Origin of the sequence: Kaistia granuli DSM 23481 (genome assembly GCF_000380505.1) — a bacterium.
Lineage (GTDB): Bacteria > Pseudomonadota > Alphaproteobacteria > Rhizobiales > Kaistiaceae > Kaistia > Kaistia granuli.
This window is the reverse complement of record NZ_AQYH01000006.1, coordinates 431,432-446,083: the sequence shown is the minus strand read 5'-3', so window position 1 is coordinate 446,083 and position 14,652 is coordinate 431,432. Positions and strand designations below refer to the sequence as shown.

The 14,652-nt window shown below is 66.6% G+C and carries 16 protein-coding genes; 3 read left to right on the top strand and 13 right to left on the bottom strand.

All coding sequences use genetic code 11. The annotated features are described in order from the left end of the window. Positions 1-191 precede the first annotated feature (191 nt). The 12 genes from G342_RS0109725 to G342_RS0109670 form a co-directional block, all read right to left on the bottom strand. Positions 192-404 carry a hypothetical protein gene (locus tag G342_RS0109725; protein ID WP_018182945.1) on the bottom strand — a complete coding sequence of 71 codons (213 nt, stop codon included), beginning with the start codon at positions 402-404 and terminating at the stop codon, positions 192-194. An 88-nt stretch (positions 405-492) separates the two neighbouring features. Continuing rightward, positions 493-765 carry a helix-turn-helix domain-containing protein gene (locus tag G342_RS23745; RefSeq protein ID WP_018182944.1) on the bottom strand — a complete coding sequence of 91 codons (273 nt, stop codon included), beginning with the start codon at positions 763-765 and terminating at the stop codon, positions 493-495. A gap of 113 nt (positions 766-878) precedes the next feature. Then, positions 879-1,634: an SDR family NAD(P)-dependent oxidoreductase gene (locus G342_RS0109715; protein ID WP_018182943.1), complete on the bottom strand. Its 756-nt coding sequence runs from the start codon at positions 1,632-1,634 to the stop codon at positions 879-881. Positions 1,635-1,645: 11 nt separating this feature from the next. Next, positions 1,646-1,960: an L-rhamnose mutarotase gene (locus G342_RS0109710; RefSeq protein WP_018182942.1), complete on the bottom strand. Its 315-nt coding sequence runs from the start codon at positions 1,958-1,960 to the stop codon at positions 1,646-1,648. A 10-nt stretch (positions 1,961-1,970) separates the two neighbouring features. After that, positions 1,971-2,750, bottom strand: a complete 780-nt coding sequence (locus G342_RS0109705) for an acetoacetate decarboxylase family protein (RefSeq protein WP_018182941.1) — start codon at positions 2,748-2,750, stop codon at positions 1,971-1,973. Continuing rightward, positions 2,747-3,553 (bottom strand): SDR family NAD(P)-dependent oxidoreductase, encoded by an 807-nt coding sequence (locus G342_RS23740; RefSeq protein ID WP_018182940.1) that lies wholly within the window; start codon positions 3,551-3,553, stop codon positions 2,747-2,749. The genes G342_RS0109705 and G342_RS23740 overlap by 4 nt, the downstream gene beginning before the upstream one ends. After that, positions 3,550-4,362, bottom strand: a complete 813-nt coding sequence (locus G342_RS0109695; protein ID WP_018182939.1) for a sugar phosphate isomerase/epimerase family protein — start codon at positions 4,360-4,362, stop codon at positions 3,550-3,552. The genes G342_RS23740 and G342_RS0109695 overlap by 4 nt, the downstream gene beginning before the upstream one ends. 5 nt (positions 4,363-4,367) lie before the next feature. Continuing rightward, the gene (locus tag G342_RS0109690) at positions 4,368-5,411 is read right to left on the bottom strand and encodes a Gfo/Idh/MocA family protein (RefSeq protein ID WP_018182938.1); all 1,044 of its coding nucleotides are present in this window, start codon (positions 5,409-5,411) and stop codon (positions 4,368-4,370) included. Positions 5,412-5,424: 13 nt separating this feature from the next. Further along, positions 5,425-6,147 (bottom strand): FadR/GntR family transcriptional regulator, encoded by a 723-nt coding sequence (locus G342_RS23735; protein ID WP_018182937.1) that lies wholly within the window; start codon positions 6,145-6,147, stop codon positions 5,425-5,427. Position 6,148: 1 nt separating this feature from the next. Beyond that, on the bottom strand, positions 6,149-7,144 hold the full coding sequence (locus G342_RS0109680; protein WP_018182936.1) for an ABC transporter permease: 996 nt from the start codon (positions 7,142-7,144) through the stop codon (positions 6,149-6,151). Positions 7,145-7,157: 13 nt separating this feature from the next. Then, entirely contained in the window at positions 7,158-8,684 is a 1,527-nt protein-coding gene (locus G342_RS0109675; protein WP_018182935.1) for a sugar ABC transporter ATP-binding protein, read from the bottom strand. A 106-nt stretch (positions 8,685-8,790) separates the two neighbouring features. Continuing rightward, positions 8,791-9,990: a sugar ABC transporter substrate-binding protein gene (locus tag G342_RS0109670; RefSeq protein ID WP_018182934.1), complete on the bottom strand. Its 1,200-nt coding sequence runs from the start codon at positions 9,988-9,990 to the stop codon at positions 8,791-8,793. Positions 9,991-10,219: 229 nt separating this feature from the next. Here G342_RS0109670 and G342_RS0109665 point away from each other — a divergent pair, with 229 nt between their 5' ends. Genes G342_RS0109665 through G342_RS0109655 form a run of 3 tightly spaced genes read left to right on the top strand, consistent with a single transcriptional unit; the run spans position 10,220 to position 13,409 of the window. Beyond that, positions 10,220-11,314 (top strand): mandelate racemase/muconate lactonizing enzyme family protein, encoded by a 1,095-nt coding sequence (locus G342_RS0109665; protein ID WP_018182933.1) that lies wholly within the window; start codon positions 10,220-10,222, stop codon positions 11,312-11,314. Between the two features lie 10 nt (positions 11,315-11,324). Beyond that, positions 11,325-11,969 carry an SGNH/GDSL hydrolase family protein gene (locus G342_RS0109660; RefSeq protein WP_018182932.1) on the top strand — a complete coding sequence of 215 codons (645 nt, stop codon included), beginning with the start codon at positions 11,325-11,327 and terminating at the stop codon, positions 11,967-11,969. Positions 11,970-11,978: 9 nt separating this feature from the next. Beyond that, positions 11,979-13,409, top strand: a complete 1,431-nt coding sequence (locus G342_RS0109655; protein WP_018182931.1) for an arabinose isomerase — start codon at positions 11,979-11,981, stop codon at positions 13,407-13,409. A 61-nt stretch (positions 13,410-13,470) separates the two neighbouring features. On the opposite strand, the gene G342_RS0109650 is transcribed toward G342_RS0109655, so the two are convergent. After that, positions 13,471-14,544: an NAD(P)-dependent alcohol dehydrogenase gene (locus G342_RS0109650; protein WP_026304293.1), complete on the bottom strand. Its 1,074-nt coding sequence runs from the start codon at positions 14,542-14,544 to the stop codon at positions 13,471-13,473. Positions 14,545-14,652 lie beyond the last annotated feature (108 nt).

Genomic DNA, 14,652 nt, shown 5'->3' with positions numbered 1-14,652 from the left:
GAGCGGCGCGCCAGTCATCGACGGTCGGGGGAGCGGGCAGTCGGAAACCACGGTCATGATCGCATGATATCGGTTCGGGGAACGACAGTTCTTTCCGGGATCCAGTCGGGATGACGCCGAAACCTCAGGGCCGCGACGAGCGACCTCGGCCATCATCGCGAGGGAACGTCGCAAAGTTGCCGCATGGCCTGTCAGGAATCCCGGTCGCCCTCGATCCCGTCCTCGTCGTCTTCTGCTTCTTCCTCTTCCGGCATGTCGATCGCATCGCGCATGGGGCGGCCGTCGGTATCGATCAGGGCGTCGAGAAAGGCCTGATTGGCGCGATCGTCGATCTCGGGCACAGCGTGCTCCGGTGCATCCCGGCTCGGCGGCAGCGGATCGGGAATCGGCTTCTTCGGGTCCATCCAAGTCTTCCTTTGCTGAAATCAGGGCGAGCGCCATGGCTCGGCGGCGCGAAACGCGTCGCCGTGGTTAGTCCGAACGTCCCGTCGTCTAGCCCGTGAGCAGGTCGTCCTTGACCCGCAGCCCCCTCGCCAACAGGCGCAGGGCTTCCTTGGATATCATCCAGCCGGACTCACAGCGGGTGATCTGGGTCAAAGCGACCCCGGTGCGGTCGGCCAGATCCGTTTGGCTGATGCAGCGCCACTCTCGGATTGCCTTCAGCGGATGTTCGCCTGCAGCGATCTTTTCCATGACATGGCTCGGGAGCGCGGCCGTATCGCGCGGTCCCACATTGGGCTGCTGCAGGAAATGACGAAGCTCCATCTTTCCCTCCCAACCGGCGACACTCCCCTGTCGCCATGGATAAGGAACGCACAAACCGCCGATCCGTTCCAGCGTTTCGTGCGTCGGAGGCTTCAACTTTTCGGAGGCGGCGGTCAGCCCGTCGGCAGACCGACGCGAGCGCGGAAATTGGTGTCGCGAATGTCGATTTCGCGGCCGGCGAGATCGTCCGCCGAGGCCGTGCCGAGATAGACGATGGCACGGGCGGGATCGCCGGTGCCGGCCAGATTCTCGCGCGGCAGCTTGCTGACCGGGTTGATGCCGGAGGCGCGGATTTCACCCTGCATGTCGGTGTCGACGACTCCGGGAGAGAAGCCGAAGACGCGGATGCCGCGTGCGCCATATTCGAGCGCGACCGACTGGGTCACCATGGCGAGGCCGGCCTTGCCGGCGCAATAGGCGCTCCAGCCCTCCAGCGGCCGATGCGCCGCGCCGGAGGAGAGGTTGACGATCGTGCCACGCCCGCGCGCCAGCATCGCCGGCAGGACCGCGCGGATCACATCCACCGCGCCGACGAGGTTGGCGTTGACGCTGGAGGCCCAGGCGGCGGGGTCCGTTTCGTGCAGGAGGCCGATCGGCTGCACCGTGCCGGCATTGTTGACGAGGAGGGTCGGCGCGCCGATCCGGGCGGTCGCTTCCTTGACCGCCGCCTCGACGGATGCCGCGTCGGAGACGTCGCAGGCCACCGCGATGGCGCGGCCTTGGGCGCAGCGCGCGGTGGTCAGCTCGGCGTCGGCCAGCTTGCGTGCTGTTACGACAACCGTGGCGCCGGCTTCCGCCAGCGCGATTGCCGTCGCGGCGCCGATGCCGCCCTTGGCGCCCGTGACGAGCGCGATTTCACCCTCGAGCATCTCTTGCTCTCCTAGTCCATGTGCCATTGCAGCGGCAGCATATAGGCGAAGCCGGTGCGCGGGTCGCCTTCGAGCTTCATGATCGGCGCCATCGCCTCGCCCCAGCGCTTGTTGACCGGATCGTCCTTCAGATAGGCGATGGTCTTCTGGAGGTCGTCGGTCTCGAAATAGCCGATCAGCTTCAGGCCGAGGCGGAAGATCGAGTAGTTGCGGATGCCGGCCGCCTTCAGCGTCTCCAGCATCTCCGGCCAGATCTCGTCATGCGCCTTCTTGTATTCCTCCTCGCAGCCGGGACGGACTTCGAGAACCCAGGCGTGATGTCCCATTTTCTTCCTCTCAGGCGAGATAATCGTGAACGATGCGGCCGGGCACGAGCGTGAAATCGGCCTTCCAGTGCAGGCCGTCCAGCATGTGGACGACCGGCAGGCGGTGGATCGGCGCCTGCGCGTTCGGCCGGAGCTCGACCGTGCAGGGCCCGCCCCAGCATTCGTGCACGACGACGTTGGCGAGCCGCCGCGCCGTCAGCTGCCGGATCGCCGGGCGCTGGTCGATGTGGTCGATGACCTTCAGGTTGATGTTCTCGGCGAAGTCGAAATGCCGATTGAGGCTGGCGAGTGAGTCGGTGCGCTGCTTGTAGGGGAGCGTGCCGGTCAGGACGTCGATGCCGTTCCGCGCCACCGTGCCGACGACGAGGTCGCCGCGCAGCTCCAGCTTCGGCTCTCCCAGCTTCTTCGGCTGGCCGTGCAGTTCGCGGCCATGCGCGACGCCGGCATCGGAGGAAAGGAACAGGTAGGGCGAATAGGAGCCCTCGGCGATTCCGGGCAGGCGGCAGCCGAGCGAGACGTTGCTCTCGCCATAGGGGCCGAGCCATTCGGTGTCGTTCATGCGGTAGATATGCGCCATGACGATGTCGCTGGTCGGCTGCAGCGGCGGCGGCAGCAGCCGGGCGACGGCGGCTTCCGTCGTCCGCCAGACCAGCGTCAGCACGTCGACATTGCGGAAGGTGAACGGATAGGGCGGCACCATCGGCGCGTCCCAGGGCGTCGAGAAGCCCGGCTTCAGGATGTCCTCGACGGTCAGGCGATCGAGGCCGCCATTGCGCAGGTCCTTGCTCATTCCGTTGCATCCTGTGCGAAGCGCGCTTCCTTGGGCGGCGCGATGCCGTAGCCGACGAAGCCGCCCGTGACGTTGATCAGTTCGCCGGTGACGAAGGAGGCCTCTGGCGAGACGACATAGGAGACGGCGGCGGCGACGTCGGCCGGCCGGCACCAGCGGCCGACGGGGATGGTCTTCAGCACCTGCGCCTCGAAGGCTTCCCAGGAGAGGCCGAGCTTCTCCGCCTTCTCGCGGAACTGCTTCTCCATGCCGGTGCCGGGGCCGACATGGCCGGGCGCGACGCCGTTCACCGTGATGCCATAGGCGGCGAGCTCGACCGCCAGGCACTGGGTCAGGCCCCAGAGCGCGTTCTTCGACGAGATGTAGGCGCTGGAATACGGATTGCCGAAATTGAGGCGGGTGATGATGTTGACGATGCGGCCGCGCTCCGCCCGCATCATCGCCCGCGCCGCCGCGCGGCAGGTCAGGAACGGCCCGCGCGCATTGACGCTCTGGATCCGGTCCCATTCCTCCGGCGTCGTGTCGACGACGAGCTTCTGCAGATGGATGCCGGCGGCGTTGACGAGGATGTCGAGGCGGCCATGCTGGTCGAGCACCGTCTCGAACGCCTGGTCGACGGAGTTGGCGTCGGCGATGTCGATGCCGACGGCGCTGCCGCCGATGGTTGCTGCTACCTCGGCCGCTTGGCGTTCATTGTGATCCGCCGCGACGACGTGATAGCCGTCTGCCGCCAGTTTCCGGACAATCTCCGCGCCGATGCCGCCGGCGCCGCCGGTCACGAGCGCAATGCCTTTTGCCGTCACGCCAGCCACTCCCTCACGCAGTCGCGCATGTCGACGGTCTCGGTGAGCACGTCGTCATGCAGTCCGTCCATGTAGTCCTGATGCACATATTCGATGGCCAGATAGCCGTCATAGCCGGCGGCGCGGAGCGTGCCGAGCATGGCGCCGAAATTGATCGTGCCGAGCGAGCGCTTGCATTGCAGCACGCCCATCCGCGCCTGGCGCAGATGCACGTGGCCGGCATGCGGCGCCAGCACGTCGATCTCCTCCTGCCGGTAGCCGAGGCAGACGAAATGCGCGTAGTCGAGCGCCAGCTTCAGCCCCGGCACCCGGTCGAGCAGGTCGAGCGTCAGCGTCGGGCTTTCGAGATAGGAATGGACATGCGGCTCGATGGTGAGCTGGATGCCTTCCGGCGCCGCGATCGCCACCAGCCGACGCAGGCTTTCCGCCGATTCCGCCAGCGCGCTCGCCCGGTCCTGGCCGGGATTGACGACGCCCGGCAGCACGAAGACGCTGCCGAGGCCGGCGCGTTTCGCGAAGCGCACGACTTGACGGAAATCCGCCTCGTTGCGCTCGCGGTGGCGGTGATCGGCGAGGTTGCGATCCGACAGCGAGTTGCCGAACAGGTGGTAGAGATTGGGCAGCGCGACGCCGAGCTTGAGCACGCGCTCGGCTATCCCGTCCGGGTCGGCGATCAGCGCCGCCTTGTCGAGGCCGGGCTTGTAGAAATAGCCGAGGTCGAGGGCGCCGATGCCGAGGATGAGGGAGAGCCCCGCCGCCTCGTCCAACGTCAGGCTCGGTAGCGACCAGGTGGTGAGCGACAGCTTCATGCGCGTCAGACCTTCTCGACGCGGCCGCTCTCGGCCGAACGGTAGAGTGCGTCCAGCACCTCGACGGCGCGCATGCCGACGATGCCGGGCGACTCGTTCACCGGATGCAGGCCGCGGCAGATGTCGACCAGGAGGTTGACCGGCTCGATGCAGCTATAGGCGCCGGCGCCGGGCTCGATCGGCACGATCTCGTCTGTGCCGTCGCGGCGGCTGACCTCCAGCCGCTCGCGCTCGATGTCGAGAAGCAGCATGCCCTCCGAGCCGAAGATGCGCAGGTCGATCTGGAAGCCGCGATGCTTCGGAACGGTCGACGAGCCGGACAGCGAGCCGGTGGCGCCATTGGCGAAGCGGACGACGGCCGCGTCGTAATAGTCGACGCCGGCCGGCGACCGCCCGACCATGGCGAAGACTTCCTCAGGCGCGATGTCGGCGATCTTGAACAGCAGGCCGAGCGCATGCACCAGCTGGCCCCAGCCATAGCCGCCGGCCCGCTTCGGATCGGCCCAGGTGGACGCCGGCGGGCGGAACATCGCGCCCTCGGTCTCCTTCATCGGCTCGCCGGCCATCAGGTCGCCGAGCGCCGATGCCATCTGCAGCACGACGTGCTCGACCTTGCCGATCTTGCCCGAGGCTACCAGCTCGGCGGCGCTGGCGCTGAAATGCTTGAAGTTCCAGCCATAGGGCACGACGATCTCGCGGCCGCGCTCTGAAGCGGCGGCGACGATCTCGCGCGCGTCCGCCGCCGTCGTCGCGAGCGGCTTTTCGACCAGGACGTGGCAGCCGGCGCGAAGCGCGGCGAGCGCGTGCTCGTGGTGCAGCACATGCGGCGAGGCGATGACGACGCCGTCGAGCGGCACCTCGCGCAGCATCTCGGCATAGTCCTCGTAGCCGTGCTCGATGCCGAAGCGGTCCTGGATCTGCGAGAGCTCCGCCTTGCCGAGCCGGTTGACGGCGACCAGCTCGCAATGCGGGTTGTCCTTGAGCGCCGGGATGTGGTTCTCGACCGCCCACCATCCCGCGCCGATGATGCCGATCCGCGCGCGTTTCATCACTTCCACCCCATCACGTCTTGATATCCATGGCGTCGACTGTCGACTGGTGCACATTGGTCATGTGCCGGACCATTGCCGCCTCGGCGGCATCCGCGTCGCGCGCTTCCAGCGCGGCGAGTATCTGCTCGTGATCCCGAAAGGACTGGCCGAGCACGCCCGGCGTCTCGGCGGCGATGCGCCGGTATTCCATGCCGAGGATGTAGAGAGAGGTCGAAACCCGCACGAGGAACGGGTTCTCGGTCGCCTCCGCGATGCGGCGATGGAACTCGACATCGGAAACACGGAAGCCGATCGGGTCGTCGAGCAGGCCGCGTTGCAGCACGAGCAGGTTCTTCAGCCGCGCCAGCTCTTCCGCCGTGATCCGCTCGGCCGCCATCCGGCCGATGCCGCCATCGATCAGTTTTCGCGATTCATAGAGGGCGTTGACGTTGTCCTCGTTCAGCGTGATCAGCAGCTGCAGCGGACCGAGCAGGTCGGAGGCCTCGAGCGACGACACGAAGATGCCGCCGCCCTGGCGCACCTTGAGCACGCCGAGGATCTGCAATCCCCGCAGCGCCTCGCGCACGCTCGGCCGGCTGACCTGCATCGCCGCCGCCAGCTCGCGCTCCGGCGGCAGCTGGTCGCCCGGCTTCAGGTTCTTGGTTCGCACCAGGTCGAGCAGCTTCTTGGCGACCTGCTCGGCCACCGAGCTGCGCTCGATCGGTTCGAAATCGCCCGCGCCCATCTCCGCCATGTCATTCGCCCAGCGCGCGGGTTCGGATCTGATCCAGGCTGACCGCCAGCATCAGCACGACGCCGCGCGTCACATCCTGCCAGAAGCTGGAAACGTCGAGCAATGTCAGGCCGTTGTTGAGCGTGCCGAGGATCAGCACGGCCAGCAGCGTGCCCCAGACACTGCCGCGGCCGCCATTCAGGCTGGTGCCGCCGAGGATGATCGCGGCGATGACGGTGAGGAGCTGGGAGCCGGCCGCCGTCGGGCCCGCGGCACCGAGCATGGCGCCGAGGATGGTGCCGGCGACGGCGCCCGAAATGGCCGAGATGACGTAGAGGATGATGACGGTCTTCTCGAGCGGGATGCCGATCAGGCGCGACGCCTCGGCATTGCCGCCGGCGGCGTAGATGTAGCGGCCGAAGCGCATGCGGGTCATCACGACCCAGAGCACGACGAAAGTCACCATCATCAGGATGAACGGGATCGGGATGCCGACGACGCGGCCGGAGCCGACCCAGTTGAAGCCCGGCACCATCAGCGGCCGGGTCAGGCCGCCGGTCAGCACCAGCGCGATGCCGGAGATGATGCTCATCATGCCGAGCGTCACGATCAGCGGGTTGAGGCGGAGCCGGGTCGTGAACAGGCCGTTGACGACGCCGATCGCCGCCGCGACGACGATGGCGAGCGCGACCGCGAGCCAGATCGGCACGCCCATGCCGAACAGCATGGAGATGACGACGCCGGTCAGGCCGGCGATCGCCGCGACCGAGAGGTCGAGGCCGCCGGCGATGATCAGCGGCGTGCCGGCCGCCGCCATCAGGCCGATATAGGCGACGTTGCCGCCGATCTGCAGCATGTTGCGGAGCGTCAGGAAGAAGGGCGACAGGACCGAGAACACCGCGATCAGGATCAGGTAGAAGATCGCGAGCATCGCGACGCCGGACCAGGGCTGGCCGAGCAGGGCGGACATCCGCTCCCTGGCGCCGCCGGTGGCATGGGTTTCGACAGAATGGGCCATGGAATGAAGTCCTTCAGGCTGCCGAAAAGGCAGGATCGTTGCCGGTTGCGGCCATGAGTTCGGCAGGCTTGGCGCCGCGTTCGAATTCGCCGACGAGGCGGCCGCGATCGAGCACCAGCGAACGGTCGCTGATGCCGGCGACTTCCTCGACGTCGGAGGAGAGGATCAGCACCGCGTAACCGCGGTTCGCGAGTTCGCGCAGCTTGCCGTAGATCTCACGCCGCGCGCCGACGTCGACGCCGCGGGTCGGTTCTTCGAGGATCAGCAGGCGTACGCCTTCGACGAGCCAGCGCGCGATGCAAACCTTCTGCTGATTGCCGCCGGAAAGGGTGCGGATCTTCTGCTCGGGGCCGCGCGTGCGGATGCCGAGATCCTCGATCCAGCGGATCGCGTGGCGCGATTCCTCGTCCTTCGAGACAAAGAGGCCGCGTTCAAAACGCTCCTCGAAGGGAAGGGCGATGTTCTCGCGTACCGTCAGGTCGGCGACGATGCCTTCCTTCTTGCGCTCGGCGGCGACGAAACCGATGCCCGCGAGTTTTCCGGCGCGGGCGCTTTGCGGGCGGTAGCTCTGGCCGGCGAGGCGGACATCGGCTGATTTCAGCGGACCGAGCGCGCCATAGAGCGCGCGGCCGAGCACCTCGACGCCGGAGCCGACGAGGCCGAAAATGCCGAGGATCTCGTTCTGCCGGAGCGCGAACGAGACTCCCTCCAGTTTGCGCGGGATGCTGAGGTTCTCGACGTTGAGGATCTCGGCGCCGGGCAAACCGGGCGTGCCGACGTCATAGAGGTCGTCGACCGTGTTGCCGAGCATGGCGGCGAGCACTTCGGCGCGCTTGGTGTCGGCCGTGTTGAAGGTGCCGGCGTTGCGACCGTCGCGCAGCACGGCAATGCGGTCGGAAATCTCGAACACCTCGGAGAGGTAGTGCGAGATGTAGATGACGGAGACCTTGTTCTCCTTCAGGCGCCGGATGATGCGGAAGATCATCTTGGCTTCCTGCTCGGTCAGCGCTGCCGTCGGCTCGTCCATGACGAGGATGCGCGCCTTGCCGGCGAGCGCCCGGGCGATCTCGACGATGCGCTGCTCGGCGACCGAAAGCCGCTTCACCAGCGTGTCGGGATGGATGGTGGCGAAGCCGAGCTGGTCGAGCAGTTCGCGCGAGCGCGACCGCATCGTCGCCTTGTCGACCTGCATCAGGCCGAGGCTGCGCTTCAACGGCAGGTCGCCCAGGAAGATGTTCTCGGCCACCGTCATGTCCGGCATGACGGAGATTTCCTGCGGCAGCAGCTTGACGCCGGCGGCGACCGCGGCGGCGGGGTCCTTGAAGTCGACTTCCTCGCCGTCGATGCGGATCGTGCCACCGTCGCGGCTGTAGAGGCCGGTCAGGATCTTCATCAGGGTCGACTTGCCGGCGCCATTGGAGCCGAGCAGGGCGACGACCTCGCCGGGCTCGACGCTGAAATCGACATGGGTGAGCACGGGCACGCGTCCGAAGGACTTGCCGATGCCGTGCATGCCGAGGCGGGGAACATTGGTCGCCATGCGGCCCTTCCTGGAGAATGTGCAGAAAAGGGCGGGCGCACGGGGCGCCCGCAAAATAACTTGTCAAGAATCGGCGGACGCCAGAAGCGTCCGCCTGTCGATCCGATCAGTTGGTCGGGATCAGGTTCTGGTAGTCGGCGAGATCGGGCAGGGTCCGGATCTCGGCGAGGTGCTTCTCGAAGGCGGCTTGGGGGAACTCGAACTTGATCGGGTCCTTGCCTTCGGTGCAGGCGAACTTGTCGTAGAAGGTGCAGACATTGTCCTTGGTCACCATCACGTGGTTGACCAGGACCGTGTCCGGCACTTCCTTGCCGGCGAGCTGCATCAGCGCCAGCGGGATCAAATAGTTGCCGTAGCGCTCGGGGAAGTAGCCGACCGAGGAGACGAAGCTCGGCTCGTCGATCATGTTCTGGATCTCGTCGGCGCCCATGCCGACGACGATCAGGTCCGCCTCGCGGCCGGCCTGCTTGACGGCGCGCAGCATGCCGGTCGCCGCCTGGTCGTTGATCGCCGTCACCATGATGGGCGCGCCTTCGGGGATGCGCCCGATGACGTTGTTCATCTGGGTGAAGCTCTCTTCGAGCGTGTTCTTGGTGTCGATCTTGATGATGTGATCGTCCGCGAAGCCGTCGACGGCGGCCTTGAAGCCGGCGACCTGGCCGCCGGTGCGCATGGCGGGAATGGCGCCCGACTGCGGCAGCTCGCCGACGACGAAGAAGCCTTCCTTGACCTTGTCGGCGCCGAACTTGGCGATTGCCGCCTGGCCGAGATAGGCGCCGCCCATGAAGCCGGAGCGGGGATTGTTGGCGCCGAAGAAGGTGGCGCCCGGCATCGGGATGTCGATCGCCACCACCTTGGTGTTGGCGTCGTTCATCTGCTGCATGATGGTGGCGCCGAAATTGGCGTCGGTCTGGAATTCGGTGACGTGGTCGACCTGGCGCTGCAGGAAGCTCTGCGCGTTGGCGAGCGCGGTGGCGCCGTCGAGGCGGTTGTCCGCGACCTGCAGCTCGATGCCGGCCGCCTTGGCGTTGTCGAGCATGCCATTCTCGACCTTCAGGCAGAACGACACGTCGCGCTGCAGGTTGGCGAAGCCGAGGACGAGGTTCTTGCCGTTGTTGGGCTTATGAGCGGCGGTGGCGTCGGCCACCATGGCCTTGAGCTGGTCGGCGCTGAGCATGGCGCCGTCGAACTTCGCCGGGTCGAAGCCGTGGAAATCCTCGGCATAGGCGGCGCTGCCGAGCAGCAATGTCATGACAGCCGCGCCGGCGACGCGGCGCATGACATGGAACGGAATCCGAGCGTGCATTGGAACAGTCTCCTCCCTCAAAGAGCATTCAGAATTGGTAAGGCCAATTTCTTGTTGCAATAAAACAAGCACGACATCGCACCTCACGCAAGCGTCACTTTCAATAAATTGGCCTGACCAATTAGATTGACGTCTTGCCGGTTTTGATTTTAGCCTTGGCCCAATCGATCGCGCGGCAAGCGCGACCTTGGGAGGAAATCGCATGCGTCTCGGCGGGGCTGAGTGCTTTATGCTGCGTTGGCCGGAGCCGAATGATTTTGGTCACGACCGGATGACGCTTCTGGTCCGGATCGACACCAAATCCGGCCTATCCGGCTGGGGCGAGGCGATCGCCATGTGGCCGGAGGCGCTGCGGGCGACCGAGCTGGTGATCCGAGACGGCCTGTTGCCGCTGCTCGCCGAGCGCGACCTTTCCGACGTCGAAGACTGCTGGCAGGCGATGAAGGACCATTGCTGGTGGTATGGCGAGGGCGGCCTCGCCTCGATGGCCATCTCCGCGATCGACATGGCGCTCTGGGACCTGAAGGCGAAGGAAGCCGGCAAGCCGCTGGTCGATCTCTTCGGCCGCCATCATCAGTCCCTGCCGGTCTGTGCCAGCCTGCACGTCAACCAGGCGACGATCGAGGACAGCGTGCGCGACATCGCCGGCCACATCGCCAACGGCTTCCGCTCGACCAAGCTCGGCCTCGGCAAGCGGGGCCTGTCGCGCGCCGGCCGCGATCCCGACTACGACGTGGCGTTGGTCGCAGCGCTGCGCGCGGCGATCGGGCCGGAGGCCGGCATCATGGTCGACGCCGGCAACGGCACGAAATGGGATCTCGACACGGCGATCCGCACGGTGAAGCGGATGGAGGAATCCGCCATCGCCTGGATCGAGGAGCCGTTCCTGCCGAGCCGGGTCGAGGACCACATCGAGCTGAAGGCCGCCGTCGCGACGCCGGTCGCCGTCGGCGAGCGCGAATTCACGGTCGCCGGCTACCAGCGCTGGCTCGATACGGGTGCTGCCGACGTGCTCGGCCTCGATCCCGCCCGCATCGAGGGCGTCACCGGCTTCCGCAAGGCCGCCGCCGTCATCGAGGCGGCGGGCAAGACCGTCAACGCCCATGCCTGGAGCACCGCGGTCCTGACCGGCGCCAGCCTGCATCTGTCGCTCGCCTCGCCTGCGGCGGAACTGTTCGAGCTGAAGCCGCTGCCGGGGCCGATGCAGTTCGACCTGGTCGACGAGCCGTTCTGGCACGAAGCCGGGATGATTTCCGCGCCGAACCGCCCCGGCCATGGCGCCGAGCCGCGCGCCGACGCACTCGCCCGCTACCGCGTGAACTGAGGAAATCCCGATGAAAACCGTGATGGTCTATGGCGATTCCAACAGCTGGGGCGCCGAGCCGCAGCCCGAGCGCGGCGTCGGCGGCCGTTTCGCGCCGGATGTTCGCTGGCCGGGCGTGCTGCAGAAGGCGCTGGGCGACGGCGTGCAGGTGATTGCCGAGGGCCTGAACGGCCGCACCACCTGCGTCGACGATCCCGTCGAGGGACACCACAAGAACGGCGCGCGCTTCCTGCAGGTGGCGATCGAGACGCACATGCCGCTCGACCTCGTCATCATCAAGCTCGGCACTAACGATCTGAAGGCGCGGCTTTCGATGCAGGCCGGCGACATCGCCGATGGCGCGGTTAGGCTCGCCGACATTGTGCTTGGCTCGGCCACGGGGCCGGAGGGCAGGGCGCCCAAGGTGCTGCTGGTCGTGCCGGCACCAATTACGAAGCTCGGCTGGCTCACGGAGATGTTCGAGGGCGGCACGGAAAAGTCGAGGAAGCTCGGCAAGGAGTTCGCCCGCGCCGCCGCGCCGCGCGGCATTCCGGTGTTCGACGCCGGCTCCGTCGTCGCGTCGAGCGACGTCGACGGAATCCATCTCGACGCGGACGCGCATCGCGTGCTGGGCGAGGCGCTCGCCGGCCGCGTGCGCGATCTCCTGGCGGATTGAGGAAGAACCATGGCGCACAACACGTTGAAGGTCGGCCTGTTCGGCATCGGACTGAACGCCTACTGGCCGCAATTCGCCGGCCTCGAACCGCGGCTGCGCGGCTATATCGAGACGGTGGCGGCCAAACTGGCGCGGCCGGGCGTCGAGATCGTCAATCTCGGCCTGATCGACGATCCCGAGAAGGCGATGGATGCCGGGCACCAGTTCCGCGCCGCCGACGTCGACCTGATCTTCCTTCATGTCACCACCTATGCCGTGTCCTCGACGGTGCTTCCCGTCGTGCAGCGCGCCAAGGTACCGGTGGTGATCCTGAACTTGCAGCCAGCCGCCGCGATCGACTATGCGACGTTCAACGCGCTCGACGACCGCACGGCGATGACCGGCGAATGGCTCGCCTTCTGCGCCGCCTGCCCGGTGCCGGAGATCGCCAACGTCTTCCGCCGCGCCAACATCGATTTCCACCAGGTGACGGGCGTGCTCGAGGGCGACGACCATGTCGACCGCGAGATCGAGGCCTGGATCGAGGCGGCGCGCGTCGCCTATGTCATGTCACACAACCGCCTGGGCCTGATGGGGCGCTACTACAACGGCATGCTCGACATCTATTCCGACACGACGGCGCAGGTCGCGACCTTCGGCGGCCATCTGGAGATCGTCGAGATCGACGAACTGGCCGAACTGAGAAAATCGGTGACCGAGTTGGAAGCGGCGGCACGCGTCGATGGCTTCCGAGGCGAGTTCGACATCCAGGCGGATTGCGATCCGGCCGAGCTTCTGCGCGCGGCGCGCACCTCGATCGCGCTCGACCGACTGGTGGCGAAGCACAAGCTCGGCTCGCTCGCCTACTACTACGAATCGGTGCCCGGCCATGACCACGAGGACGTCATCTCGTCGGTGATCCTCGGTTGTTCGTACCTGACGGCGCGCGGCGTGCCGGTCGCCGGCGAATACGAGGTGAAGAACGCGCAGGCGATGAAGATCCTCGATACGCTCGGCGTCGGCGGGTCCTTCACCGAGTATTACGGCATCGATTTCAACGACGACGTCGTGCTGATGGGCCATGACGGCCCCGGCCATACCAGGATTGCCGAGGGCAAGACCAAGGTCCGGCCCCTGAAGGTCTATCACGGCAAGGTCGGTTCCGGCGTCAGCGTCGAGATGTCGGTCAAGCACGGCCCGGTGACGCTGCTGTCCGTCGCCGAGGACGGCGCCGGCAAATTGAAGCTGGTGGTGGCGGAGGCCGAATCCGTGCCCGGCCCGATCCTCGAGATCGGCAACACCAACAGCCGCTACCGCTTCTCCATCGGCGCGCGGAAATTCGTAGAAACGTGGAACGCCGAATGCCCGGCCCATCACTGCGCGGTCGGAATCGGCCATGTCGCCGACAAGATCGAGAAGCTCGGTCAGTTGGTCGGTATCCAGACCGTGAAGGTGTGCTGAAAGGACGAGGGCGTCCCGATGCGGAGATCGGGACGCCCTCGGATTTGGTCCATGAACGGTCTCAGGGCGTGATCGCGACCTTCAGCACGCCGTCGCGCTGGTGGCCGAACAGGTCGTAGGCCGCCTCGATGTCGTCGAGCTTGAAGCGGTGCGTGACCAGCGCCTTGAGGTCGACGCGGCCCGAAGCGACGACGTTCAGCAGCCGCCGCATCCGCTCCTTGCCGCCGGGGCAGAGCGAGGTGATGATCTTGTTGTCGCCGAGCCCGGCGGAGAAGGCGCTCAGCGGGATTTTCAGATCGTTCGAATAGACGCCGAGGCTGGAAAGCGTGCCGCCCGGACGCAGCACGCGCAGCGCCGATTCGAACGTGCCCTGTGTTCCCAGCGCCTCGATCGCGACGTCGACGCCGCGGCCGTCCGTCAACTCCATGATCTGCTCGACCGGGTCGCCCTTCTTGAAATCGACGACGATGTCGGCGCCGAGCTTCTTCGCTACGGCGAGCCGCTCCGGCACGGTATCGACGCCGATGATCGTGGTGGCGCCCATCAGCTTCGCGCCGGCGACGGCGCAAAGGCCGATGGGACCGAGCGCGAACACGACCACCGTGTCACCGATCTTCACGCCGCCGCTCTCGGCGCCGGCGAAGCCCGTCGACATGATGTCGGGGCACATCAGGATTTCTTCGTCACCGAGGTTGTCGGCGACAGGGCTGAGATTGGCGGCGGCGTCCGGCACCAGGACGTATTCCGCCTGGCAGCCATCGATGGTGTTGCCGAACTTCCAGCCACCCATCGCCTTGAAGCCGTGCTTGGTGCCGGGGCCGTCCTGCGAGCCGCAGCCGCAGAGACAGGCATAGCTGTGGCCGCTGGGCGTGATGGCGCCGGCGATGACGCGCTGGCCTTCCTGATAGCCCTCGACCGCCGAGCCGAGTTTCTCGATCACGCCGACCGGCTCGTGACCGATCGTCAGACCCTTGGCGACGGGATACTCGCCCTTGAGGATGTGGATGTCGGTGCCGCAGATCGTCGTCGTGGTGATGCGCATCAGCGCGTCGCGCGGCCCGACATCGGGGATCGGCTTCTCGTCGAGAACGATACGGCCGGGCTCAACGAAAATGGCAGCCTTCATACGCGGCATCGAAACCTCCTTCTACCGGTGGGCAGTGAGGTGCCACGAGCGCAGGGTAGTGTGACACCTGAACGAAGGTAGATGGTATCCGGAGGCGCGCTGGCGAGGTTTGATACG